Origin of the sequence: Vibrio penaeicida (assembly GCF_002933855.1) — a bacterium.
GTDB classification, from domain to species: domain Bacteria; phylum Pseudomonadota; class Gammaproteobacteria; order Enterobacterales; family Vibrionaceae; genus Vibrio; species Vibrio penaeicida_A.
The window spans coordinates 205,483-231,040 of sequence record NZ_BFAQ01000013.1 but is presented as its reverse complement, the minus strand read 5'-3'; the positions used below and the strand labels follow the sequence as shown (position 1 = coordinate 231,040).

The window sequence follows — 25,558 nt, the reverse complement described above, 5'->3', positions numbered from 1 at the left end:
TATATAAGGAAATATCAATGACATCTTTATCTCTAACCGCGTTAGTAGAGAGGCTTTCTAGTGATGCGAAATCTTCATTAGAACAAGCGGCAGCGTTAGCGAGCAGCCGAACTCATCATAGTATTGAAATGACACACTGGCTAATCTCGATACTTCAGCAGCAAGGCGCAACAATTCAGACTCTATCTGATCATTTCAATTTAAATGTATTCAAGTTAGAAGATGATATTCAAAAAAGCCTAGAAAAACTCAAAACAGGCTGCCAAACCGTACCAGGCTTATCTGCACATACGGTGACTATCTTAAAAAGTGCGTGGATGGCTTCAAGCATCGACTTCTCAGATGAACAAATCGATATTGTGCACCTAGTTTATGCTTTGTTAAATGACGATACGTTATTTGCGGTTTCATCTGCCTTTGGCAATGAGCTTGATAAAGTCACTCCAGAAGCGTTGCTTCAGTTTTGGAAAAGCGAAGAGCGAAGTGTTGCAGAAAAAGCACCGACGCAAAAAGCATCTACAAAATCTTTGGACCAATTTACCATTGACTTAACTGAGCAGGCAAAGAAGGGAGAGATTGACCCCGTTGTAGGCCGAGATAATGAAATCCGACTGATGATCGACATTTTACTAAGACGCCGTCAAAACAATCCGATCTTAACGGGTGAAGCCGGTGTTGGTAAAACTGCAGTTGTAGAAGGTCTTGCGCTCAAAGTTGTTCAAGGGGATGTTCCTCCTGCACTTCAAGGTGTTTCGATTAAGTCACTTGATTTGGCGCTACTTCAAGCTGGTGCAGGAATGAAAGGTGAGTTTGAGAATCGATTGAAATCGGTTGTTAAAGAAGTCAATGAATCACCGACGCCGATCATTATGTTCATCGATGAAGCTCATGGGTTAATAGGAAGTGGTGGGCAAGCAGGTCAAAGCGATGCCGCAAATATTCTTAAGCCAGCCTTGGCTAGAGGAGAATTGAGGACCATTGCCGCGACCACGTGGGCTGAATACAAAAAATATGTTGAGAAAGATGCTGCGTTAACCCGACGATTCCAAGTGGTTCAAGTGGATGAGCCTGCTCCTGAGCTCGCAGTAGAAATGCTACGTGGACTTGTACCTGTGATGGAAGAACACCACGGTGTACATATTACAAATGAAGCCTTAAAAGCGGCGGTTTATCTTTCCAATCGCTATATTAATGGACGCCAGCTGCCGGACAAAGCCGTTTCAGTTCTCGATACGGCGTGTTCAAGAGTAGCACTAAGCCAGTCTGCGACACCGGGACAGCTTGAGTCTCTTGAGAAAACATTAGAGCAAAAAACAGCACAAATCGCCCAACTCGAAAAGGAGCAGGCACTTGGTCATGCTCACTCCGAGGTTTTAGCTACATTAAACGAAGAAAGCGACACGCTAACAGACGAAATCGCAAAACTGAAAACGATTTGGGAAACAGAATCAAACTTGGTAGACGAATCCAAGCAATTGAAGCTCGAAGTGCTTCAAGAGAAAAAAGAAGGTGCACTGGAAAGATTGGTGGAAGTTGAAGCAACGCTCGCAGAAAACAAGATGCCAATGGTCTTTTCACACGTTAATGAAGCACTGGTTTCTGAGATAGTGTCTGACTGGACGGGAATCCCGCTAGGAAAACTTCAAAACGATGAGATCAATAGCCTTTTATCATTAAAAGACAAGTTGTGTGAACGTGTAGTGGGTCAAGATCATGCATTACATACGATGTCGGAAGTCATCAAAACCGCACGTGCCCAACTTAATGAAGAAACTAAACCAAATGGTATATTTTTTCTTACGGGACCAAGTGGCGTAGGTAAAACCGAATCCGCGCTAGCGATTGCTGAACAGGTTTATGGTAGTGAGGAAAATGTCACTGTCATCAACATGTCTGAGTTTAAAGAAGAACACAAAGTCTCATTACTATTGGGGTCACCTCCAGGGTATGTTGGTTATGGTGAAGGTGGCGTGCTCACGGAAGCTGTCAGGAGAAAGCCATATAGCGTTATTCTTTTAGATGAAATGGAAAAAGCTCATCCAGGTGTCCAAGATGTGTTTTATCAAGTCTTCGATAAAGGAACCATCAAAGACGGAGAGGGGCGTGACATTGATTTTAGAAACACCATTATCATCATGACGTCCAATGCTGGTACAGATACAACAATGGAGCTATTTCAGGACCCTGAATTAGCCCCCGACATTGACGGTCTAAAAACGGCACTACGAGACGATTTGTTGGAAAGCTTTAAACCTGCCTTCTTAGGTCGAGTTAATGTGATTCCATACATCCCACTTAACCGAGAAGTACTGCAAGGTATTGCTAGAATTCAATTGAATAAAATTGGAAAGCGGATTTCATCAAACTACAACGCAGAATTTGAGTATTCTGATGAGTTAATTTCCAGCTTAATTGACAACTGTAATGAAGAAGGTAGTGGCGCTAGAGCCATCCAAACCATTATTCAAAATAGCCTATTACCCAAAATATCTGATGAAGTTTTGAACGCAATTTCTAACGATAAAGCTATTAATAAAGTGGTGATATTAGGTGAAGTAAATACTATTTCTATAAATGTCGAATAAGCGAATTATCAATAGCAAATTTAATTGCGGTGCAATTCAAATTAAGTGTTTTTTTATTAATTTAAGCTATTAAATTGATTGAATATAAGTTATAAAAACGCGTATTCAATCAGTCGCAAATGACTAATTTATAATTAACAACCCTACACTGGTTTATTTAGTTTAGGGAAATTACTTGCTCATAAATATGAGTTGAATTTATCAATGCTATAGGAGATTAGCATGCAGGCAAATACATACCTTAAATACGCGGATATTAAAGGTGAAGCTACTGCAGAGCAGTACAAAGATCTGATCACTCTACTTTCTGTTGATTGGAGCGTAGGTCGTGAAATTACTTCTTACACAGGTACTGCTCAAGACCGTGAAGCAAGCTCTACTCGTTTGTATGACTTGACTATCACTAAACTGCAAGACCGCGCTTCTCCAGATCTATTCAAAGAAGCGACAATCGGTAAAGGTAAACCAGCTGTATTCCATATCACTAAGCAAGGTGAAAAAGTGGAAGAAATCATGAAGATCGAACTTACCGATGCAATGATTTCAAACTACGCTGTTTCTATTCAAGATGACCGTCCAGTTGAGACTATCACTATTTCTTACACAGAAATGATGATGACAGTTACTCCAACTGATGACAAGAACAACGTTGTTGCTCCTCTTGTTTACGGTTACAGCGGCGTTAAAGGTCAGCAAATGTAATTCATGTTGCGGGGCAGTTTTGTCCCGCACTTGTTTAACTCAGTAAGAAGTTTGTAATGAAAAAAGCGACACAAAGTAATAATTTCATAAAAATATCCACCGCATTTGGATATGACACAATAATTCTGAATAGCTTTCAATATTATGAAGGTCTTTCAGAACTTTTCTCACTACAAGCTTTAGCCTATTTCAACGGCACTCAAGGTGAACTAAGTCAAATAATTGGTAAGCCAGCTGTCATTCTTATGGATAATTCTATTGCGGTAACAGATACGCCTAGATATTTCCACGGTGTTGTTACAAGTGCTCGTATTTTAGGTAGCCGAGTATCAACAAGCAATGACGGTGAAAATTACAAAGACATAGAGTTGACCATTCAACCTAGATTGGCTCTCTGTTCTTATCGAAAAAACAATCGAATCTTCCAAAATAAAGATATTAAAGAGATTGTGTCTTTATTATTGGGAGAGCATGCTGTTGAGTTTAATTTAAAGCTCAGTAAGTCTTATTCAAAGTACACGTTTAAAGTTCAATATAATGAAACAGATCTCGATTTCATATTAAGACTTCTGGCGGAAGAGGGGATTGGTTTTAGCTTCCTTCATGAGGAATCTGGGCACAAGTTAGAGTTATTTGATGACTTGAGCTTTTACCAACCGAGTGTTGAAGCTGAAGTTATTCATACCACAGGAAGTTCAGAACAAGCTCATATATCTTCTTGGCAAGAAACACAAACTATTACGACTAAAGCAAGTTGTTTATCTGGCTTTGATATGCTCAAACCAAATAGCTTACCAAGCCACAATGTATTAATGAAGCCTGTGTCTTACACTCCACCCATGAGTGAATATTATGAGTACATGGGTGAAGAAGAAACTACTGATAAGTATGCGTTTCGAAATCAACATGTTCTTGAATCTTTACAAAGAGAAAGCCAGGTATTTTCTGGTAACTCAAGTTGCCGCACGTTTACTACAGGGCAAACATTTAAATTTGAAGATCACGAAGACAAAGCCTTTGTTGGCAAAGAGTTTGTTCTTTCTCATGTGTCCATAAACGCTTCTGTTTTTAATCAGACTGGCAGCCATGGCAACTCTGCACAAGGTGTTGAAATCCAATTCTATTGTATGGATGTCAAAAAGCTCTTTAGACCATCCCTTCCTCTTGGAAAGCCGAGAATTCAAGGTATTCAGACTGCGATCGTTACGGGACCTACCGAAGGCGATATTCATGTGGATAAACATGGTCGTATCAAGGTTCAGTTTCATTGGGATCGAGAAGGAAAGCGAGATGCACAAAGCTCTTGTTGGATCCGTGTTGCCCAGCAAAGTGCCGGAAACGGTTGGGGAAGTACATTTATTCCTCGTGTAGGGCAAGAGGTAATCGTTGAATTTATTAACGGAGATCCTGACCAACCTATTGTTATGGGAGCGCTTTATAACGGTGCTAATGCAACCCCATATGCGCTTCCAGATAAAAAAACGCAAAGTGGCATTAAGAGTCGAAGTGTGAAAGGTGGTGCGAGCGATTTCAATGAATTGAGGTTTGATGATAAGCCAGGAAAAGAGTTGGTTTACCTGCATTCACAAAAAGATTTCCAGTCTGTTGTTGAAGATAGTGCCGATATCTTGGTGGAAAAAGACAAAGTTGAAACGGTTAATAATAATGAAGCGCATAATGTAGGGAAAAACCTCAGTATCGATGTAGGAGAGGTATTGTCCCTGAGTGCAGGCAAGAATATTGAGATTAAAGTTGGAGGTGCATCGATAACGATGTCTAGCTCTGGCGAAATTAATATTAAAGGCAATCAAATCGCAATAAATGGCTCGGCTATTGATTTAAAAGCAGGGAAGATCGCTCTCAACTAGTTTAACGAGAGAGTGAGGGCTTCATTTTAATTGGAATACGAATGCCTTTTACGCTTAGACCAGCATCACTAAAAGCTGGTCACCAAAATTTAAACAGTGTTTTGATGAAAACATCGAAGTACGAAATGAATATGGAGAGTTCGCAGCATGTTTCGGGTCCTGCGAACCGAATGATCTTAAGTCAATCAGAAAGTTTAGTTTCTCGGCTTTGCGGTATTGTTAACAGGTGTCGCGCAGACTTGGAGAAGGTATCTGAACCTGCTCCTTGTCTTATTTTTTTGCCAGAAAAACAAACATCAGATGATTTCACTCCTTTGTATCAGGAACTGAAAAAGTACTTTTACCCATTAAGAAGTTCTATGCCTAAGCTGATTTATACGTATGGACGAGCTTCGTTTCTGATGTCATTGGCCAAACTCGATAAGTTGATTCAGCAGTACTCTGATTCAGGGGTTTGGTTATTGGGTATTGATTCGTCTTCGGCGTTTTGTACCCAAGATGAAGTAGCAGAGCCTGAAATCTCGATTAATGACAGTTTTTTCCTCATCAAAGCCGTTAGTTCAAAAGATGGTCTTGTTTTTGAGTGGGGACAAATTGATGCATCGACGTTGGACAAACAATCCGGCGATAGTATTCGTTTTCTCATGAGGGCTGGAGCAAAATCAGCTCGTTCTTCGTTTACAAAGATCTGCCTCCCGTTTGGTGCACCAGAGAGTGTCGTCGAAGAATGGAGTAACGAAATTCATCATATTCATAAATATGTGAACGAACAGAGCGATTATTCTTTCACTGAAACAGAAGTTGGTGATTTAGGGGCTAACAACGGTCTTTGGAAAATTCTCCAGCTAGAGCGTGAGCAAAGAACAAATCCGGTGGATGGCTTTCACTGTTTTCAACTTGACGTGTCTAACAACAAGTTTAGGGCGGCAGCAGCACTTACATGGCGTGTATAAAGAGCTAGCAATTAATGATTAAGGATAACTTCAGTAAATCGATTCGACGCGGATCGGAGCTTTATACCTTTTCCAACTCCAAGCAAGGAAAAGGGAAATTAAAGTCGTTCCAAGACGAGCGTGAAGCGATAAATTTTGCACATTTCTTGTTTGCAAAATCAGATTCACAGTCTTTGGCTTTGCTTAGTCAATTATCTACCTTTAGTGCGACTAATGCTTCAGCATCACTTAAGGTGTTTGAGCGTCAAAATGCCCAAATTCAAGCGCTAGCCAACTCATTGGCTAACGGAAAGCTGTTTTGCTTTGTCGAAGTGTCTACTCCTTCTATTTCTAGCCCAGTGCTTGAAGAAGTAGTATATGAAGAGGCTGAAGAAGAAAAAGCGCCTTCAGATGGAAAATCTGAAGAGGCACAAGAAAATGAAAGTGTTTCGTCCGACAGCGATACACCTGTGAGTGCTAAAGAGCACGAAACGGGCGGTGACCCAGTTTCAATGGTGACAGGTGAAGAGCTCTTATCTCTTGAGGACTTTACAAACCTAGAAGGTTTGAAATGGGTTCGCCATTACCGCTCCTCACTTTGTCAGCAAGACCAGGGAATGGGGCTTGGTTGGAGGCATAGTTATTGTTTTGACTTCTTAGAAATTAAGGATGAAGAAGAGAATGTAGAAAGCTGGCGCTTTGTCGATGATCTTGGCGATACCGTTGAGTTCGTACCTGTGGGCAAAGGGGCTATCAGTTACCAGATAAGAGCGGGTGCTTCTTGCTTACATCATGCGAATGGTTACAGAATTGTCACGCTGTCAGATGGAACGCAATACAAGTTCTTTCTATTGAGTGACGTATGGAAACTGATTCAAATACGGGATATTGCGCTTAAGCAAATAGACCTAAAATATTCTTCTAATGGAAGGCTGATTGAATTGCATTCAAACAGTGTTCTCGCTTTGTATTGTCAATACGATAAAGAAGGGCAGCTTATAGGTCTAAGATGTCCGAATACCGAAGATCTCATTGTAGAATATACTGTCGAAGAAGGGGAACTAACGTCCGCTAGCAATCAGTTTGGGCTAGTTGAAACATATACTTACCGTAATGATGCATTGCTTCTCACAAGAAAGCGCCCAAGTGGGTTCACTCATTACTTTGAATGGCAAGGTGATGGGGAAAATGCCAAGTGCATTCGAAACTACGGGGACAATAATACCTATGACTATCGTTTTTTCTTTGGCGATGGCGAATCCAGTTACACCGATACTTTAGGTAATCGCTGGCTTTTCAATCACGATAATAATGGCAAGTTGTTAAAGAAAACCAGCCCAGAAGGGCGTATTCAAGAATGGCAATATGATGAGTTAGGACGGCTCGCCAAAGAAATCCAACCTGATGGCACCTTCACTGAGCATTTTTACAACAAGTTTGGTCAGCTAGCAGTGAAGCGACGTAGCAGTGGTGCTGTTACCCAGTATCGTTACGATGAATCAGGCAGACCAGAAGCGATAGTTACGCCAGATGGGCAAACAAGTCGTCGCAAGTTCAATAGCCTTGGCCAGCTTGTTTCTAGTGTTAATGAAGTCCAAATTTCCAGCCAATATCACTATGACAAAAAAGGTCGCTTGATAGAGCGAACACAATCGAATGGCAACCGTGAGCGCTGGTGGTGGAACGAACAGAATCAACTTCAGGGCTTACAAACGAACGGCACATTAATTCGATACAGTCACAACCAATCTAATCAAATCAACGGGATGGCATACCCTGACGGGATGTTTGTCACTTTAGAACAGAATGACAAAGGTCAGTTAATTCGTCAACGTACCTTTCACGACTTTGATAAAAGCGTATGTCGTGAACATTCGTATTCTTACGATGATGCAGGACGTATTACATCTATTCAAACGCCAAGTGGTTTAACAGGGTTTGAATGGGGAGAGCTTTCTCAACCAGAAGGGTTAAACCGCAGTGATGGCAGTGGGCTGTACTTTCAATACGATGGAGAGCGCAACCTCAAATCCATTCATCGAAGTGATAACCTAGACTATCGCTTAGAGTTGTCACCGGATGGACTGTTAACTCAAACGCAAGGGTTTGATGGGATAAAGCAACACTACCAGTATGATGTTTCTGGTCGCATCAGTGAGTTACAATCCGGCAATCGAGCTGTAAAAATCACTTACAATGCCCACGGTGATATTGCTTCGCTCAAAGGGAAAACAGGGCATGTTTTCAATGAATGTCATTTTCAGCATAGCCATGGAGGTAAACTTCTTCATGCATCAAATGAATCGACGCGCCTAGCCTTTGAATACAATGAGCGAGGTCTCCCTACCGCTGACTGGCAATCGACTGCCTGTGTTAGGTATCAATACAACGATAAAGGGCTTTGTGAAGCGCTTGAGTTGCCGAGCGGCGAGTTTCTGCACTTTGGCTACGATGAATTTGGTCGCTTAACCACAATTGCCCGCAGCGCTCAAAGCCGAGATAAAGCGTTATCGCCAAACATCGAAATTCAATATGACCAGATGGGGCGGTTGGCTTCTCTCAATTATGGCGATAATCTCAACGAGACCAGAGCGTACGATGGCATCGGGCGGCTGAAATCTCAGGAGTGGGGCACTCGTAGCCGACAATACCGATACGATGTCGCTCATAATCTTGCTAGCTATGTTGACAATGAACTAGGGCATACCCATTTTCATTACGACAAGCTGACTCAACTGACCCGTGTTAAAACACCCGACGATGTCTATAAGTATCGATTCGATAGTTTTGGCAACCCTGTGGGCGATGACATCGTAGTGGAGCAAGACCGCATATTGGAATTCGAAGGTCTGCGTTATCACTACGACGACCAAGGAAATCAAGTAAAAGTCGCAGGTGGCGACCACTTGCAAAGACGTGAGTTTAACGCGCTGAATCAACTAGTGACCGTCAACCACAATGGGAAGCTTGCCCACTACGAATACGATGCGCTAGGTCGCCGAAGCAAAAAGACGACAGAAACGGGTGTCACTCAGTTTATCTGGCAAGGCAGCAAACTGATTGGCGAAGTCACCCAGAGCAGCTACCGTTGGTATCTTTATCAACCCAATAGCCACGCGCCGCTAATGCTGGTGATGGATGGACTATGCTACTTCTACCAAAACGACCACCTAGGCACCCCAATCCGAATGGTCGATTTAAATGGCAAAGTGGTATGGCAAGCCAACTACAATCCACAAGGGCAGGCATCCGTTGAGGTAGAAGAGGTCGCGAACCCAATCCGCTTCCAAGGACAATACTTCGATCAAGAATCTGGGCTGCATTACAACCTAGCTAGATACTACGACCCAGTCACAGGTCGCTTTATCCAACCCGACCCAATCGGATTACTTGGTGGAATTAACCATTACCAATATGCTCCCAACCCAGTGATGTGGATAGATCCATCAGGTTTGTGTTGCGAAGAGCCAGATGCTGCAGTAAAAGCCGGGGAAACGGATGCACAGCCAGAAAAACGAGTCGTGTATGCTATGGGGTCGGGTAACTTTACATCTGCGGCTAAAGTGAATGCACCGACATACCCATTACATCCTCAACCTATAGGTTCTAATGTTGGTGGGAAGTACGTTGAAGGTACTGCAGAATTATTGATATCAGGTGTTTATAACACTGGTGTGGATATAGTTGCTGGTCTAGCAGGTTTAGCGCCATTAGCAATCGGTGATTTAAACACTTCTGTAAACTGGATTGAAGGCATACAAGATACGTTAAGCTACACACCTAAGACTGATGGAGCTCAAATGATAGGTGAACACCTATCAGGTTATGTGCAGGCGTACGAGAGCACGATGGAAAGTGCAGGAGACGCAGTTTTAGACGCAACTGGCTCACCACTTGCAGCAACACTCACGCATAAATCAGTCGAGATTGTCGGGACGTTGGCAGGTGGTCGTACTGTAATGAAGGCTATCAAGAGTAAACCTAATAGTGAGCAAGTTGCTCAAAAATTAGAACAAGAAATCAATATAAAAACTAAGCATGTTGATTTACCAGATGATTTAATAAAGGACTCGCAGGGCATATATGGTTATATGCCTACCGAAAAATCTCAGTTTCATTCCAGCAACTGGTCAGTTGATTGGACAGATGCTAAACAGGTCTCCTCGGCAAGGCAAGTGCGTTTGGAATATCATGTTGGGCTTGATCAGAAGCAAAATTTTGTTCGATCTCTTCGTTCTGATGGAGTAAACGAAGGCGAGATAGCGAGACAACTAGTAGAAATGAGAAACCAAGATAGACTTTCTCATTATAAAACTGAAGAGGCTCTGGAGATGGTGTACGGACGTAATTTGACCAAATATGGTAACAAAACTGGTCCTACGTATGAATCTCAGCTTTCCAAATATGGTAGTCCAACAAAAGTAATTGATGCAGCATTGCGAACTAATGATACGATGGATATATTAACTGGAATTTCAAAAGTTAAGTAGGTGGATTATGATTCTATTAAAGCCGTTTGATGGCGGTAAAAAAGTATTTTTTGATGTAGGGGTTGGTGAAGTAATCCATGGCGTTGATGTGTCAGGGGACGTGAATGGAAACTTTCATTCTACAGGTTGTGATAACGCAGCAATATACCGTCTTAATGATACTCTTGTTTTACAGATCAATGATAAAAGGTGGGATTTTCCTTCTATCGGTATTAGATATTTCCATAAAGTAAAAGATAAAACTACTGTCTTTGAAATTAGCGAAGGTGATGTCTGCACGAAGATAGAATACGATTCATGGTGGTCAGCTATACCCGGATTTGAACCTATTGAACCTGAAATGGATGAAGATGAAGATTTTTACGGTTATTTATTCGCAGTTTGGAAGGATATATCTCTTCAAAAGGTTCTTGTTAACCGTTGGAGATAAGATGGATTTACGTGATTCATTTTAATTGCAGATAAAGCAGCTACTTGTCAATAACCAAGAATAAATAAAAGGGACAGGCAATTTAATAAAGATGACCCAAACAATCGCTAACGATCCACCTTCATATCCATATCTGTTTCAAAATCGGTGATTGATTAGGTAAAATCGAGGCGTTGCGCGCAAATTCGAGCATTTTTCGTACTTTTAAGGCACGCAACGTCATCAAATCGAGCTTTGAACGTGGATGAGTATATAGAAAGGTATTAGAGCATCTTGGTCTGATTACATCAATGAGCGGCAAATGGGCATGTTTAGACAATGTTGTAGTTGAGCGCTTTTTCGGTAGCTTGAAGTGGGTAATTTTGTTGAGATGATTAAGCGTCTTTAAGTTGTGCTATGTAAAGTTAGTTGGCCAGGTAATTCAAAAAGATAACCATAACAACCCACTTTCAAATTTGGTGGTCTATCTAGTGAGATCTTGACGTTTACATGCAAGATCGATCTTTTTGTGTCTTTAAGGCGAGATCCATCACCATAGCGAGCTTTGAGCAAGGTAAAGTGTTTTTATCGATTGTGGTTCGCCGTCAATTTGCTGATGGAACTACATGTTTAATCTCCTGTTTATTGCCAATTACATTCCCCTTTTCATGGAGCTTGCTAAATCAAACCTATCTTTTTGATTAACATTATTATCCGGAGCTCTTTTCGGATTTATTTTTAAGACAAATATAAGGGCTTGGTGAAGTCTAGAACGCATGAATAATTTCAAAGAACCTCTTAAAACAGTGTTAAAGAAATATTGCCACATTGATTGCTATGATCCGGAATTGATTAAAAGAGCTGAAGTCTCAGGGAAAGGTTTTCCTTATGATTTTGAGCTATTCAAGGAGCAGCTAAGAGAGGCTATTGATCAAAATCTGATTAGCCCCTCCGAGTATGAGCAACTTACTGAGGAAGATTTCGATTCCAGAGAAGACCTGAACGAATGGCTAGAAGAGCTATTGGATGATTTGAGTTAGTACAAGCAAAATTTGTTTAGAAAGCATAATATTTTGACTTACCAATTGGATACAATGGCTAGGGAAATAATGACGTGCACTTTTTTGAAGAAAAAACAACTTCATCATTAACCCGTATACTTAAGATCTGATAGGTGTTGGTAAAACCACAATTTATTGTAAAGGTGAATAAAATGAAAATTTTACGAGCCTTCAATAGTTATCATAGGCTTAACTAGCTTTCACAACTTTAGTAAAACAATTTGGCTCAAATAGTGAGTTATGAAAGAAGCTTTATTTGAATATTTTGAATGGTACATGGGCGCTGATTATAGTGAATTGCCAGAGTGCCCACTACTAGATGGTGCAGATGTTAATTTCTTTGAAGGCGAAAGCTCTGATGGATGGTACAAATGGCGACCCAAAGATAAAGTGGAAAAATACGAATTCTCTGAACTTGAGGATACTTATGATTTTACATTACACGAATCGATTAAAATATATTCAAACTCCTACTGGTTCTGCCAATTACTAGTTGATTTCAATGAACATTCATATGAGTTATTCCCAATTGTACCGGGTAATTATAAACCAATGCTGTCTGCTAGGTTTTCTGGATATTTTTCGGCTCATGGAAATGAAACAAGTTTTGTTCCAATTGGTTTCAGTACAAGTAGTTCATACCTCTTAATCGTCGAGAATAAAACAGGGAAACTATATATTGAATCTCTAAATGGCGAGCGAGAGCTGATCTGTAAAAACTTGGAGACGTTTCTAATCGAAGGAGAATAGTCCAGATTCAATGTTAGGAGCGTTCCAAAGATTTGTAGTGAGAATGATGGCCGAATTAGTTTCTTATGTGGACGCAATATCAGTCAGGATGATTGGAGATTCCAAAAAACAGTATTTTGATGCACCTAGTTGGGATGAGGTCTTCACACATCTTAAAAATATAGAAGAGGGAAAAGTTGAGTTTCTTTCTTTAATAGGGCCCGAAAATGAATCTACCCATATGGCTATTTTAGCGAAGCCGGGAAACTACCATGTCGGGATCTTTATCGATGAAGATGAAGAATATATATTTAAAGCCTCCGAAGTAAATGGTTCAAAGGTTGATATAGCTGGTGAGTATTGGCCCGATTTTCAAATTTGTAGGAATTGGAATGATTTAGTTTCCATTACAAAGGTATTTTTTGAAGAAGGTAAACCATCAGGCTTATACGATTGGATATATTACTGTGACGAAGACTAATATTTGAATTAGCACGTTTCTGCATTATCTTTTAACTATAAACTTATAGAGCTAAACAATAGAGTTAGTATCATAAATGCATAAGCCGAGCTTAAACATGTAATGGTCGAGTTACCTGAATAGGTCTAACACTTCATTGGAAATGTTAGACCTAACAAATACACAAAGTCGGTTACAGCACTTTACAAGCGAAGCCCTTTAGATAAAAACCTTCAGGGTAAGCAGTGTCGACAGGGTGATCGGCGGCTTGCTCGAACCGCTCAACAAACTTTACGCTTCGACCTGCGTCCACTGCGGCATCAGCGATGATTTTTTGGAACAAATCACTTTCCATCAAACCGGAACAAGAGTAGGTAAGTAAGGTACCGCCTGGGTTTAGGATTTGCATTGCAAGCATGTTGATGTCTTTATAGCCTCTGCATGCACCATTTAGTTGAGACTTAGATTCTGCAAACTTTGGTGGGTCCATAATGACGACATCAAATTTTGTACCTTGATCACGGTATTCGCGAAGCAGCTTGAATACATCGGCATTAAGGAAGACAGCACGCTTTTTCGATACATCAAAGCCATTGGCTTCTGCATTGAACTTGGCAGTATCTAACGCTGGTTGAGAAACATCAGCATTGATGACTCGCTTAGCGCCGCCTTTTAAGGCGTATAAACCAAATCCGCCCGTATAGGAGAAGCAGTTGAGAACTTCTTTGTCCTTTACGTATTTCATCGCTTGTAAACGACTGTCTCGCTGATCAAGATAAAAACCAGTCTTATGACCATTTACGATATCGACATTGATTTTTACACCATTCTCTTCGATGGTGACGAATTTCGGTGGTAAATCACCGTGCAAAACGCCAACCGTTTCCTCTAACCCTTCTTTCTTTCTTACAGATACATCTGAACGCTCGTAAACATTGTGATTCGGGAAGCAAGCAATAAGCGCGTTAACGATCGTGGCTTTGTTATGTTCCGCTCCAGCGCTTAAAAGCTGACACACGAGAAAGTTATCATACTTGTCTATAGTGATGCCCGGCAGCCCATCTGATTCAGCGGCGATTAAGCGATATCCGGTCAACCCATCTCTCGCAATGATGTCTTCTCTAAGAAGCTGGGCGTCGCGAATGCGTTTCTCAAAAAAAGATTGGTCTATCTTATCGGATTTATCGAAAGACCAAACACGCGCTCTGATTTGCGACTTCGGAGAAAATGCGGCTTTTGCTAGCCATTGACCTGAATGCGCAAATACGTCAACCGTTTCGCCCATTGCGGGCTCACCGGTTACCTTTTCAATGCCTCGTGAAAATATCCAAGGGTGTTTGCGACGAAGTGATTTCTCACGACCTTTAGTCAAATGTATAGCAGGAGTCATATACTAGCCTGATGTTCGAAGTTGGGTAGGGGCGGTATTTTCTGTCAGCATGGGGACAATTGCAAATGGATATCACGATGTTATTTCAGTTAATTGACTTTTTACTTTTCGATAAGGTGAAGGAAATGTGTAATAACGTTTGATGAGCATAAGAATCGGTAGAAAGGGCCACAGTCGCGACCCTTTGTTTGAACTTGATACTAAGAGAGTTTAAGCTTTTAGCCCGGTTAGCAAAGCTTCCATTTGATTGCTCTGATTTTTAAGACTTTCGATGTTGCCGTTAGCGGACTGAATCAAATGATTCACCTCGACAGATTGGCTACGGATGTCTTCAACACTTAATGCTATGTTATCTGCAACCACGCCTTGCTCTTCCGCTGCCGTGGCTATTTGAATACTGCATTCTGAAAGCTGTTCATTTTTAGCAGATAAGTTGCCAATTTCAACGTCTACTTCACTCATGAGACCTTGACCTTGTGAGGCGTTATCGACAGTTATTTCCATTAGCTTAGTGAGTGATGAGCTATTGCTTTGCAGTGATTCAATCATAGATTGGATTTCAATGGTGGCTTGTTGCGCTCGCCCTGCAAGGGTACGAACTTCGTCTGCAACAACGGCAAAACCTCGACCTTGTTCGCCAGCTCGAGCAGCTTCTATCGCTGCGTTGAGTGCCAACAGGTTAGTTTGCTCAGATATAGAGCCAATGGTCGCAACCACTTCATCAATTTGAGCAGCATTCGCATCTAACTCTGCGACAGCTTGGGCTGCAGACTGGATTTCGGTGCTCAAACTGGAAATAGACGTTAATGTATCTGCCACTTTACGTTGCCCGCCTTGGGCCACTGCTTTAGCTTCTTCTGTTTGGCTGCTAGATCCTTGCGCGAGTACCGCGACTTCTCTAATGGTTGTTGCCATTTCTTCAGAAGCGCTGGCAAGAGAGCTTAAATTTGCCTGTTGCTTAGATGAGATATTGTAGCTTGACGTTGATGATTGATTTAACTCGGAGCTGATCTGCTGCATTAATGCGACGGATTCCTGCATGGATAGCACCAGTTTTTGCTCTCGCTCCGACACCTTGTCGATATTTATTGCGATTACACTGAATTCATCTCTAACAGGGAAATAATTTAATCGATTAGTTAAATCTCCGTTGGATAGTGTGGTCAGCGCTTTGTTTGCCGAGAACATTGCTCCACCAATAAAGGTCATAATATAGTAGACGCTTAAGCCAACAAGAATAAGACAAGCCGCAATGGATGAAACTTGAGCAACTGACAATGAGGAAAGCAAGTTAGCTGAAGGTGATGCCGTGAGCGAGTATTGCCCATCTGAAGTCGTGACAGAGTTAATGCCTGATCCGAACTGTATGTTAGGGGACTGGGAAATAAGGGCGTGAATTTCTTTACTTTCTAGCTCAGACTTTTCAATAAGTGTTACGACCGTTCTGAGTTCTTGCGCAATCGTTTGCGTTGTGAGTTCATTGGCAGCGTAGTTTAAGATGGAGGAAATAATGATGATGGCTAGAGTAGGAAGAAGAAATAGAAGGTAAAACTTTTCCTGCAATTTCAGATGGATAAGGTATTTATCAATCCATCTAAATGGTATTTCTTTCATGATTTAAATAGTCCCTATTAACAACAAATAACAGATATTATTGACGGAATACACTATAACATCGAGCAATTTAAAGGAATATACGCATGTCTCAAAAGTCAGTTAAGTTTTGTGTGAAAGGATTAGTTCAAGGTGTGGGATTTCGATATCACACCGCCCACCAAGGGTTAAAGTTAGGTTTGTCAGGCTACGCAAAAAACCTAACTAATGGTGATGTTGAAGTCGTAGCGAGTGGAGAGATGAGTAGAATCAATGAATTAGCGTTGTGGTTAGAAAGTGGTCCTAAAACCTCCAACGTAAAATCAGTAGCAGCCAAAGATATAGACTTTGAGAATCACACGGGATTTGAAATATTGTAAGAAATAATTATAAGCACTTTGCAGGTTTAGGTAGACCCGCAAGCTTTGTCGCCTGCTTGGCTGGACCTTGGCGGAAAAGCTTAAAAAGGTACTTACTATTCCCTTTTTCTGGTCCATGTTCTTTTTCTATCGCTTTTACCAACATACGAACAGCAGGGGACGTATTGAATTCTTCATAGAATTTACGAACGAAACGAATGACTTCCCAGTGAGCTTCTGTTAGCTCAATTCCTTCAGCTTCAGCCAGCATAGGTACTAGATCTTCATCCCAATCTGTGTGATTACATAAATACCCTTGAGCGTCGGTCTCAATTGTTTTGCCTTGGTGTTCAATCATCGTCATCATTCTCTGAAGAAATTACGGTGGCGTAGATTATCTTAGTTAACACAAACTTTAAAGCACAAAAAAACCCGGTAGAAACCGGGTTTTCGATTAGTGCAATATGAAGAACTTAATCGTCGTTCATAATGCCTAGGATACTTAGCAAGCTGATGAAGATATTGTAGATAGACACATACAATGTCACGGTTGCTGAAATGTAGTTTGTCTCACCACCACGAATGATGCCTTGAGTTGTCATTAGTATCGCCATTGTGGAAAAAACAATAAACAAGCTGCTAAGTGCGAGGCTTAAGATTGGCGATTGGAAGAAGAAACTTGCAATCATGCCACCAATAAGGACGACGAATAGTGACAGCATCAAGCCGCCTAGCATCGAAAGGTCGCGTTTAGTTGTCATTGCATAAGCAGATGCACCAATAAAGGCCAACGCTGTACCACCAAGGGCAGTAACGATCGCCTCACCCATGCCTGCACCGATGTAGGCATTTAAGATTGGTCCAAGTGTGTAGCCCATAAAGCCTGTGAATAGGAAAGTAAACACCAAACCCATCGAGTTATTTTTGTTCTTTTCAGTTAAGAACAGAAGACCGTAAAAACCTACTAGGGTAATGATGATTCCTGGATGTGGAAGATTCATTGCCATTGACACGCCAGCAACGCCAGCAGACCAAAGTAGAGTAAGCGAAAGTAGGAAGTAGGTATTTCTCAATACCTTGTTGGTTTGGATCAGACTCTCGGTGTGGCGAGAATTTGATACTATTGGACCGTTCATAATGTTCCTCGTCGTATGACTAGTTATTTATAAGACATTTATGGCGCTTAAAGTTCCAAAAATCAAGGGCTGTAAGCAATCTATGTCTAAAAAATGGTACGAAAAATAAAGAGATATGTATTAAACCGTTTGTAACATATTGTTACTGTGCGGTTAGATACTTAGTATTTCATTGTTTGGAATTCTCTAAAAAGAGAAAGGTGGCAAAGCCACCTTTCAAAATCACATCAGATTTCAAGGCTAATCCAACTCAGTGGTGCAGTATTTGACTCAAGAAATTCTGTGTTCTGTCTGATTGTGGGTTTTCAAAGAAATCGACTGGGTTGTTTTCTTCGATGATTTCACCAGCATCCATAAAGATAACGCGATCAGCAACTTCTTTAGCAAAGCCCATCTCGTGTGTCACACACAGCATAGTCATCCCTTCACCCGCCAGTTCGACCATTACATCTAGTACTTCACGCACCATTTCAGGGTCGAGAGCGGATGTTGGTTCATCAAACAACATAACTTGAGGGCTCATACAAAGTGAGCGGGCTATGGCTACACGTTGCTGCTGACCACCAGAAAGTTGGCCCGGAAACTTATCAGCTTGATCAGGGATCTTAACGCGCTCCAAGTATTTCATTGCGATGGCTTCTGCTTCCTCTTTAGGCATTTTCTTTACCCAGATAGGAGCAAGCGTACAATTTTCCAAAACCGTTAGGTGAGGGAATAGGTTGAAATGCTGGAAGCACATACCAACTTCGCGACGAACCGCTTCGATGTTTTTCAAATCTTCTGTGAGTTCAGTGCCTGAAACAACGATTTGACCTTTTTGGTGCTCTTCTAAACGGTTAATACAACGGATCATCGTTGATTTACCCGAACCTGAAGGGCCACATATGACGATTTTTTCGCCTTTCTTCACGTTCAAATTGATGTTCTTTAGTACGTGAAATTCACCGTACCACTTGTTCATGTCCGTTAACTGGATCATGTAATCTTCTTGTTGCGTCATAATACGTCCTTGAACCTGTTAATTATCGTTTGTGACCGGTATGAAGTTTGTTCTCAAGCCATATCGAATACCTCGACATACCAAAGCAGAACACCCAGAACACTAACGCGACAAATACATAACTTTCAGTTGCAAAGCCCAACCACTCGGGGTCTGTGTTTGCAGCTTGACCAATACCGAGTACGTCAAACATACCAATAATTAGTACCAAACTGGTATCTTTAAATAGCCCTATGAAAGTATTAACAATCGATGGAATCGTAATTTTTAAGGCTTGCGGTAAAATGATTAAGCCCATTTTTTTCCAGTATGACAAGCCTAAAGCGTCTGCTGCTTCATACTGTCCTTTTGGAATAGCTTGTAAACCACCACGAATCACCTCTGCCATGTAAGCCGCACTAAACATGACTACACCGATAAGAGCGCGAAGCAGCTTATCTGTCTCTGAGCCTTCAGAAAGGAACAAAGGCAACATAACCGATGCCATGAACAGGACGGTAATCAATGGCACGCCACGCCAAACTTCGATATAGACAGTACACAGGCTGCGTATGATTGGCATCTCGGAGCGTCGACCCAGCGCGAGCGCAACCCCAATAGGGAGAGAGACAATAATACCGACGAGTGCGATGATTAGAGTTACAAGTAGACCACCCCATTTATGCGTGTCGACAACTTCTAAGCCAAAAACACCACCGTACAAAAGCCCTGCGGCTAAAAATGGGTAAATATTGACGAAGAATAGCCAAATCCACGTTCTTTTCGGTGTGCCTTCATAGGCTAGTAAACCAACAAAAATGGCAAGCGTTGCGAAGAACAGTTGCGGTCGCCATAACTCTTCAGCAGGGTAGAATCCGAACATGAACTGATCCCATCGTACACTGATGAATACCCAGCATGCTCCTTCTCTTGAACAATCTTCTCGTGTTGTACCTACCCAATCTGCAGATAGAAAACCCCAGTCAATAATGTTCCAAGTTGCCATCAATGTAATGTAACCAAGAATCAAAGTAACAACAGAGTTTACAGGACCATTGAATAGATTTTTTCTCATCCAGCCAACAATACCTACAGTATTAGCCGGTGGTGGGAGATCTGGTTGAAATTGATGTTGCGTCATACTATCTCTCCACCAATGCCACTTTGCGATTATAAATGTTCATCAGAGCAGATGTCACCAAACTTAAAGTGAGGTAAACACCCATTGTCATTGCGATAATTTCGATTGCTTGACCCGTTTGGTTCAATGTCGTTCCGGCAAACACAGATACAAGATCTGGATAACCTATTGCCATCGCAAGTGATGAGTTCTTAGTTAAGTTAAGGTATTGGCTAGTGAGTGGTGGGATGATGATTCGCAACGCTTGTGGAATCACAACCAATTTCAATGTCTTCGCACGAGGTAAGCCTAAGGCCATTGCTGCTTCTGTTTGCCCGTGGTTAACGGCATTAATACCAGATCGGACAATCTCTGCAATAAAGGATGCTGTGTAAACACTTAATGCAATCAATAATGCGGCTAACTCAGGAAGAATGGAGATACCTCCACGAAAATTGAATCCCTTAAGCTCAGGATAATTTGTGCTAATAGGCATGCCGGCAAGAAGGTAAGCGATAAATGGCAAACCAACAATCAAGCCAATGCTAATTAGCGCAACAGGTGTTTGCTGGCCAGTAAGTTTTTGTTTGTTGCCTGCCCAAATACTGATCACGACCGAAGCAATGACGGCGGCAATAAGTGCAACAAATATGATTCCACTCCCTTCCTCAAAAACGGGGCTTGGCAAATATAGCCCACGCACGTTAAGGAAAATAGATTCGCCTAAGCTAAGGCTTTGTCTTGGTGAAGGCAAAGCTTGTAACACCGCAAAGTACCAAAAGAAAATTTGCAGGAGTAGGGGAACGTTACGGAAAACTTCAATGTATACAGCCGCCATACGGCTGACTAACCAGTTGCTGGATAGCCTAGCTATACCAACAAAGAACCCAAGAAAAGTTGCTACAATTATCCCCAATACAGAAACCAATGCAGTATTGAGTAGACCGATAACAAAGGTTCTACCATAGGAAAAGGTTTCATCATACTCAATCAGAGTTAGGCCAATCCCAAAGCCTGCTTCTTGAGAAAGAAAGTCAAATCCAGTGGCAATGCCACGAGCGTCAAGATTGCTCAAAGCGTTGTTGACAATGGTGTATAAAAAACTCGCCAATGCTGCAACAGCAATAATCTGAAACACAATTGAACGAAACGTAGGATTATATAGAAGATTTGTGCTCTGTGCCGGTTTACCCGAGCCAGACACTTTTTTATCAGTAGGTTGCATACAGCTATAACCTCAAATCCATGTAGCTAAATCTAGGTAAGCGAAGGGCGGCATACACCGCCCTTTTTATTTGATTATACTAATCAATAGCTTATCGGATTGGTGGCGCGTACATGAAACCGCCAGCATTCCATAGTGCATTCACGCCACGAGAAATTTGTAGCGGAGAACCTGCACCTACAGTTCTTTCAAAGCTTTCACCGTAGTTACCGACTTGTTTGACAACTTGGTAGCCCCAATCGTCAGCCAAACCTAGACCTTTACCTTTAGGACCATCAACGCCAAGAATACGCTTGATGTTCGGATCCTTAGATTTCAGCATTTGGTCTGCATTTTTAGAGGAAATACCGTATTCTTCGGCATTGATCATGGTGTTAAGCGTCCACTTCGCGATGTTAAACCACACATCGTCCCCTTGACGCACTACAGGACCTAGTGGCTCTTTAGAAATGATTTCAGGAAGTACGACTGCAGACGCCGGATCTTTCAAGTTTAGGCGAAGTGCATATAAACCAGATTGGTCTGTAGTCAGTACGTCACAGCGACCTGAATCGAAACCCTTGGATGTTTGAGCTGCTGTATCAAATACAACTGGCTTATAGGACATGCCTTGGTTGCGGAAGTAGTCTGCAAGGTTTAACTCGGTAGTCGTACCTGATTGAACACAAACGGAAGCTCCGTCTAGCTCTTTCGCACTACTTAAACCTAGGTCTTTTTTAACCATGAAACCTTGACCATCGTAGTAGTTTACGCCGACAAAGTTCAGACCAAGTGCAGTATCACGATGCAGAGTCCAAGTTGTGTTACGAGATAGAACGTCGATTTCACCAGATTGAAGTGCGGTGAAACGCTCTTTTGCAGTCAGAGGAACATATTTAACTTTTGATTTATCACCTAAAACAGCAGCGGCAAGTGCTTGACAGTACTCTACGTCAATACCTTCCCATTCACCTTTTGAGTTAGGGTTAGAGAAACCTGGTAGACCAGTACTTACCCCGCACTGAAGGAAGCCTTTCGACTTCACTTTATCCAACGTACCATCTGCTGCAAAAGCAGAAGTTGCCATCATAGCGGTTGAAGCAGCGACTACTGAAGCAAGAATAGTGAGTTTCTTCGCCATTTGAATCCTTCCTGTATCATCCATGCAATACCAATCGAAATTGGTTTACGTTTAGTTGTGTTAGTATTTTGTGCTGTTATGAAAGAAGTACGGCACTCTATTCATACAGCTATTTATAAGCGTAGGAAAGGATCTGGGATTTCTCAAATTGTTAATTTAAAAGAATTTTTGAGTGCAATCACAGAACCGAACGTAATTAGAATGACGAAATGTAATACGAATGTAAATAGTGCAACGGCGCTACAAAATAGTGCTGCAGAGTTTTAAGTTCTGCAAAAGGTCACTATTTAGCCATTGATATTGCTATCAAAATAAATACCAGATGATATGTCTCACAATAGGAGGAAATTTGAATGATGATCTCTGGAGGTTTCTTAACCTGATGTCCCTAGTGCCCCCTTTTTGTTAGTATTACGGAAACAAGATAATTGCAACAAAGGAATAGGATGCGATATTTCCCGTTATTTTTTGACTTAAATCACAAGCCTGTATTGGTAATCGGAGGGGGAGAGGTTGCATCTAGAAAGGTTGACTCGCTGCTTCGGGCAGGAGCCGACGTTACAATTGTTTCCCCTAAAATAGAACCGTTTCTAGGAAAACTGGTAGAAGAAGAAAAATGCCATTGGGTTAAAGCTTTTTATAGCCCAGATATGATGCAGGATTACGTCCAAGTTTGGGCAACAACAGATAACCCCGAGTTGAACCACAAAGTCCATGCTGATGCCAAGAGTAAAGGTATTATGGTTAATGTTGTCGACGACCAACCATATTGTGATTTCATCACGCCTTCAATGATAAACCGTGGTCGTATTCAAATTGCGATTTCGAGCGGCGGCGCATCTCCCGTGTTGGTTCGAAATATTCGAGAAAAGCTTGAATCGATTCTTTCGCAGAATATTGGTCTTCTTGCCGAGTTTGCTTCATCAAAAAGAAACAGCATTAAAGAGATTCTCCCTTCAGTGGATGAAAGAAGAAAGTTTTGGGAAGCGTTCTTTTCTGACCCAAATATCGAATCTGTGCAGGACAGGGCTTATCTTGAAAATCTATATGAAGCGCGTTTGAAAGATACTGACTTTGAAAGTGGTTCACTCACTTGGCTCGAATTTAGCGATGACGTTGAGCTTATGTCAATCAAAGGCTTAAGGTTTATGCAAGAAGCTGAACTCGTGCTTGCCCACAAAGATTGTCCATTTGAATTTATTGATCTTTGCCGAAGAGACGCTGAGAGAGAGAGCTATAAAAGCTATGCAGAGTTGTCGGCAAGATTGTCCGACCCTAAAGTATCTCCTCAGAGAGTTGTTGTATTTTTCCCCAAGGGTGAGCAGCATAATCCAGAGCTTAAATTACTTGCTCAAAACCACCGAATTATTGAAGTTGCAGGTATTAACTAACCTGAACTTGGGACAACAAATTGTCCAATTCGGTAAAAGTGAGTAAATAAGAAAGGCTTCGCAATTGAAGCCTTTTATAATGTGCCTCGTTTAAAGCAATCAAACCCTAGCTAACCTATCGAAATTACGAAATATATCTCAATAGATTTATGAACATTAATCGCGGAAGTTCTCATACTGAAAAGGTTGACCCAATTCAGATTGCTTTAGTAAAGCTATAACAGATTGTAAGTCGTCTCGTTTTTTACCAGTAACGCGTACTTTTTCGCCTTGCACTGCGGCTTGAACTTTGAGCTTGGCATCCTTAATTGTTTTCACAACTTTCTTAGCCATTTCCTTATCAATACCTTGCTTGAACAGTACGACCTGGTTCCAGCTTTTTCCTGAGGCATCAGCTTTTTGGGAGTCCATGGAATTGACATCCACACCACGCTTAGTCAGGTTTCCGCGCAGGATATCCCTCATTTGCTTCAATTGAAACTCGGCTTCAGCATGGAGCTTTACAGTTTCGTCTTTAAATTCAAAGTTGGCTTCAACACCTCGAAAATCGAAGCGAGTTGAAAGCTCGCGATTGGCATTATCGACAGCGTTACGAAGTTCAACTGTGTCGACTTCAGAAATAATGTCAAAAGAAGGCATAAGAATTATCCTTTGTCTGATCGTGTTTTTATGGCTTCAGCCAGCATATCTAACATCTCGACTGTGTGCTCCCAGCTTAAACATGGGTCGGTGATCGACTGACCATAGGTAAGTGAAGTAATGTCGTTCATTGGCTGATTACCTTCAAGAATGAAACTTTCAGCCATAATTCCAGCAACGGAATCAGAACCAGAACGTATTTGCTGACAAATGTCTTCAGCTACCTCCAGCTGTTTGCGATGCTGTTTTTGGCAGTTAGCGTGGCTAAAATCAACAACAAGCTTTTGCGGTAAATCGAAACTGCTAAGTTGCACGCATGCTTCAGCAACGGAATCCGAATCGAAATTCGGTCCTTTGTCTCCACCTCTAAGAATAACGTGCCCGTAAGGGTTACCGGAAGTGCGATAAACCGTCATACGACCATTTTTGTCTGGAGAGTAAAAATAATGAGAAGCTTTGGATGCTCGAATGGCATCAATCGCTATCTTAACGTTACCGTTTGTGCCGTTTTTGAATCCGACAGGACAAGATAGTGCAGAAGCCATTTCGCGGTGAATTTGTGATTCAGTAGTTCGAGCGCCAATTGCGCCCCATGTAATAAGGTCTGCTATGTATTGACCTGTAATCATGTCAAGAAATTCTGTTGCTGTAGCCAAGCCTAGCTTGTTAATGTCTAGCAGCAATTTTCTTGCTTTATTTAAACCCGTTTCTAAAGCATAAGAACCATCAAGGTTGGGATCGGTTATCAAACCTTTCCAACCCACAACCGTACGAGGTTTCTCAAAGTAGGTGCGCATTACAATGAAAAGTTCATCTTTATACTTATCTTGAATGGCGCTTAGGCGTCTCGCGTAATCTAGCGCTGCCTCGGTATCATGAACTGAGCAAGGGCCAACAATTGCCAGTAGCCGGTTATCCTCACCCGCTAAAATGGCTTCAATTTGTCGACGAGACTGTTCGATTCGCTCGGCAACGTCATCCGTGAGAGGGTGAGCTTGAACCAGCTCTGCAGGAGTGGGCATTGGGCCCAGAGGCTGAGTTCTTAATTCGTCTGTCTTTAAGGGCATGTGCACGCCTGTAGTTATACTGCAAAACGGTTAAGATAACGGAAAATACATAGGGAATAAACACGCATTTATTCATATGAACAAAAACTTACCTTTCAATCCTAAATACCTTTGAAAATCGTCCTCAACTGTACATCGTTCTTGACATTGTGTTTGATTATTTTGACGTGATGGTATGGCAAGAGTTGATCTCATAGTAAGCGTAACAGTGTCACGTTTTTAGGTATAAAGCAGTTTTTGCGCGATCGCACTATTAACATTCATTACAACCCATTGACAATTCTCCTATTGTATTTTTAACTG

Annotated in this window: 21 protein-coding genes; 11 read left to right on the top strand and 10 right to left on the bottom strand. The window is 41.6% G+C overall.

The window, feature by feature from the left end:
- Positions 1 to 17 precede the first annotated feature (17 nt).
- The 9 genes from tssH (at position 18) to VPNCDNU1_RS07660 (ending at position 13,257) form a co-directional block, all read left to right on the top strand.
- The gene (tssH, locus tag VPNCDNU1_RS07700) at positions 18 to 2,585 is read left to right on the top strand and encodes a type VI secretion system ATPase TssH (protein ID WP_104399830.1); all 2,568 of its coding nucleotides are present in this window, start codon (positions 18 to 20) and stop codon (positions 2,583 to 2,585) included.
- 222 nt (positions 2,586 to 2,807) lie between these two features.
- Positions 2,808 to 3,287, top strand: a complete 480-nt coding sequence (locus VPNCDNU1_RS07695) for an Hcp family type VI secretion system effector (protein ID WP_101115393.1) — start codon at positions 2,808 to 2,810, stop codon at positions 3,285 to 3,287.
- A gap of 56 nt (positions 3,288 to 3,343) precedes the next feature.
- Entirely contained in the window at positions 3,344 to 5,155 is a 1,812-nt protein-coding gene (tssI, locus tag VPNCDNU1_RS07690; protein WP_104399829.1) for a type VI secretion system tip protein TssI/VgrG, read from the top strand.
- 41 nt (positions 5,156 to 5,196) lie between these two features.
- Positions 5,197 to 6,108, top strand: coding sequence for a hypothetical protein (locus tag VPNCDNU1_RS07685; protein WP_104399828.1), 912 nt, complete (start codon positions 5,197 to 5,199; stop codon positions 6,106 to 6,108).
- A 14-nt stretch (positions 6,109 to 6,122) separates the two neighbouring features.
- Complete coding sequence (locus VPNCDNU1_RS07680; RefSeq protein ID WP_104399827.1) at positions 6,123 to 10,577, top strand: RHS repeat-associated core domain-containing protein; 4,455 nt, start codon at positions 6,123 to 6,125, stop codon at positions 10,575 to 10,577.
- 7 nt (positions 10,578 to 10,584) lie between these two features.
- A complete protein-coding gene (locus VPNCDNU1_RS07675) occupies positions 10,585 to 11,007 on the top strand; it encodes a hypothetical protein (RefSeq protein ID WP_104399826.1) in 423 nt (140 codons plus the stop codon).
- Between the two features lie 755 nt (positions 11,008 to 11,762).
- Entirely contained in the window at positions 11,763 to 12,026 is a 264-nt protein-coding gene (locus tag VPNCDNU1_RS07670; protein ID WP_104399825.1) for a hypothetical protein, read from the top strand.
- Between the two features lie 261 nt (positions 12,027 to 12,287).
- A complete protein-coding gene (locus tag VPNCDNU1_RS07665) occupies positions 12,288 to 12,797 on the top strand; it encodes a SecY-interacting protein Syd (RefSeq protein ID WP_104399824.1) in 510 nt (169 codons plus the stop codon).
- A gap of 43 nt (positions 12,798 to 12,840) precedes the next feature.
- Positions 12,841 to 13,257 carry a DUF6911 family protein gene (locus tag VPNCDNU1_RS07660; protein ID WP_145959444.1) on the top strand — a complete coding sequence of 139 codons (417 nt, stop codon included), beginning with the start codon at positions 12,841 to 12,843 and terminating at the stop codon, positions 13,255 to 13,257.
- Positions 13,258 to 13,429: 172 nt separating this feature from the next.
- On the opposite strand, the gene VPNCDNU1_RS07655 is transcribed toward VPNCDNU1_RS07660, so the two are convergent.
- Together VPNCDNU1_RS07655 and VPNCDNU1_RS07650 are read right to left on the bottom strand one after the other, a co-directional pair.
- Positions 13,430 to 14,626, bottom strand: a complete 1,197-nt coding sequence (locus tag VPNCDNU1_RS07655; RefSeq protein WP_104399822.1) for a class I SAM-dependent methyltransferase — start codon at positions 14,624 to 14,626, stop codon at positions 13,430 to 13,432.
- 210 nt (positions 14,627 to 14,836) lie between these two features.
- Entirely contained in the window at positions 14,837 to 16,240 is a 1,404-nt protein-coding gene (locus VPNCDNU1_RS07650) for a methyl-accepting chemotaxis protein (RefSeq protein WP_104399821.1), read from the bottom strand.
- 86 nt (positions 16,241 to 16,326) lie between these two features.
- On the opposite strand from VPNCDNU1_RS07650, the gene yccX reads away from it, so the two are divergent.
- Positions 16,327 to 16,599, top strand: coding sequence for an acylphosphatase (yccX, locus tag VPNCDNU1_RS07645; protein ID WP_104399820.1), 273 nt, complete (start codon positions 16,327 to 16,329; stop codon positions 16,597 to 16,599).
- 7 nt (positions 16,600 to 16,606) lie between these two features.
- Here yccX and VPNCDNU1_RS07640 read toward each other — a convergent pair whose 3' ends face one another.
- The 6 genes from VPNCDNU1_RS07640 to VPNCDNU1_RS07615 form a co-directional block, all read right to left on the bottom strand.
- Positions 16,607 to 16,936 carry a TusE/DsrC/DsvC family sulfur relay protein gene (locus VPNCDNU1_RS07640; RefSeq protein ID WP_101113896.1) on the bottom strand — a complete coding sequence of 110 codons (330 nt, stop codon included), beginning with the start codon at positions 16,934 to 16,936 and terminating at the stop codon, positions 16,607 to 16,609.
- A gap of 115 nt (positions 16,937 to 17,051) precedes the next feature.
- Positions 17,052 to 17,714, bottom strand: a complete 663-nt coding sequence (locus VPNCDNU1_RS07635; RefSeq protein WP_104399819.1) for a Bax inhibitor-1/YccA family protein — start codon at positions 17,712 to 17,714, stop codon at positions 17,052 to 17,054.
- A gap of 250 nt (positions 17,715 to 17,964) precedes the next feature.
- On the bottom strand, positions 17,965 to 18,714 hold the full coding sequence (locus VPNCDNU1_RS07630) for an amino acid ABC transporter ATP-binding protein (RefSeq protein WP_101113894.1): 750 nt from the start codon (positions 18,712 to 18,714) through the stop codon (positions 17,965 to 17,967).
- 22 nt (positions 18,715 to 18,736) lie between these two features.
- The gene (locus VPNCDNU1_RS07625) at positions 18,737 to 19,834 is read right to left on the bottom strand and encodes an amino acid ABC transporter permease (protein ID WP_101113893.1); all 1,098 of its coding nucleotides are present in this window, start codon (positions 19,832 to 19,834) and stop codon (positions 18,737 to 18,739) included.
- Between the two features lies 1 nt (position 19,835).
- Positions 19,836 to 21,038 (bottom strand): amino acid ABC transporter permease, encoded by a 1,203-nt coding sequence (locus VPNCDNU1_RS07620; RefSeq protein WP_104399818.1) that lies wholly within the window; start codon positions 21,036 to 21,038, stop codon positions 19,836 to 19,838.
- A gap of 91 nt (positions 21,039 to 21,129) precedes the next feature.
- Positions 21,130 to 22,158 carry an amino acid ABC transporter substrate-binding protein gene (locus VPNCDNU1_RS07615; protein ID WP_101113891.1) on the bottom strand — a complete coding sequence of 343 codons (1,029 nt, stop codon included), beginning with the start codon at positions 22,156 to 22,158 and terminating at the stop codon, positions 21,130 to 21,132.
- Positions 22,159 to 22,604: 446 nt separating this feature from the next.
- Between VPNCDNU1_RS07615 and VPNCDNU1_RS07610 the strand changes: the two genes are divergently transcribed.
- Positions 22,605 to 23,549 (top strand): precorrin-2 dehydrogenase/sirohydrochlorin ferrochelatase family protein, encoded by a 945-nt coding sequence (locus VPNCDNU1_RS07610; RefSeq protein ID WP_104399817.1) that lies wholly within the window; start codon positions 22,605 to 22,607, stop codon positions 23,547 to 23,549.
- Positions 23,550 to 23,705: 156 nt separating this feature from the next.
- Here VPNCDNU1_RS07610 and VPNCDNU1_RS07605 read toward each other — a convergent pair whose 3' ends face one another.
- Both VPNCDNU1_RS07605 and VPNCDNU1_RS07600 read right to left on the bottom strand, forming a co-directional pair.
- Positions 23,706 to 24,188: a YajQ family cyclic di-GMP-binding protein gene (locus tag VPNCDNU1_RS07605; protein WP_101113889.1), complete on the bottom strand. Its 483-nt coding sequence runs from the start codon at positions 24,186 to 24,188 to the stop codon at positions 23,706 to 23,708.
- A 5-nt stretch (positions 24,189 to 24,193) separates the two neighbouring features.
- Positions 24,194 to 25,255, bottom strand: a complete 1,062-nt coding sequence (locus tag VPNCDNU1_RS07600) for a 3-deoxy-7-phosphoheptulonate synthase (protein ID WP_104399816.1) — start codon at positions 25,253 to 25,255, stop codon at positions 24,194 to 24,196.
- Between the last annotated feature and the right edge of the window lie 303 nt (positions 25,256 to 25,558).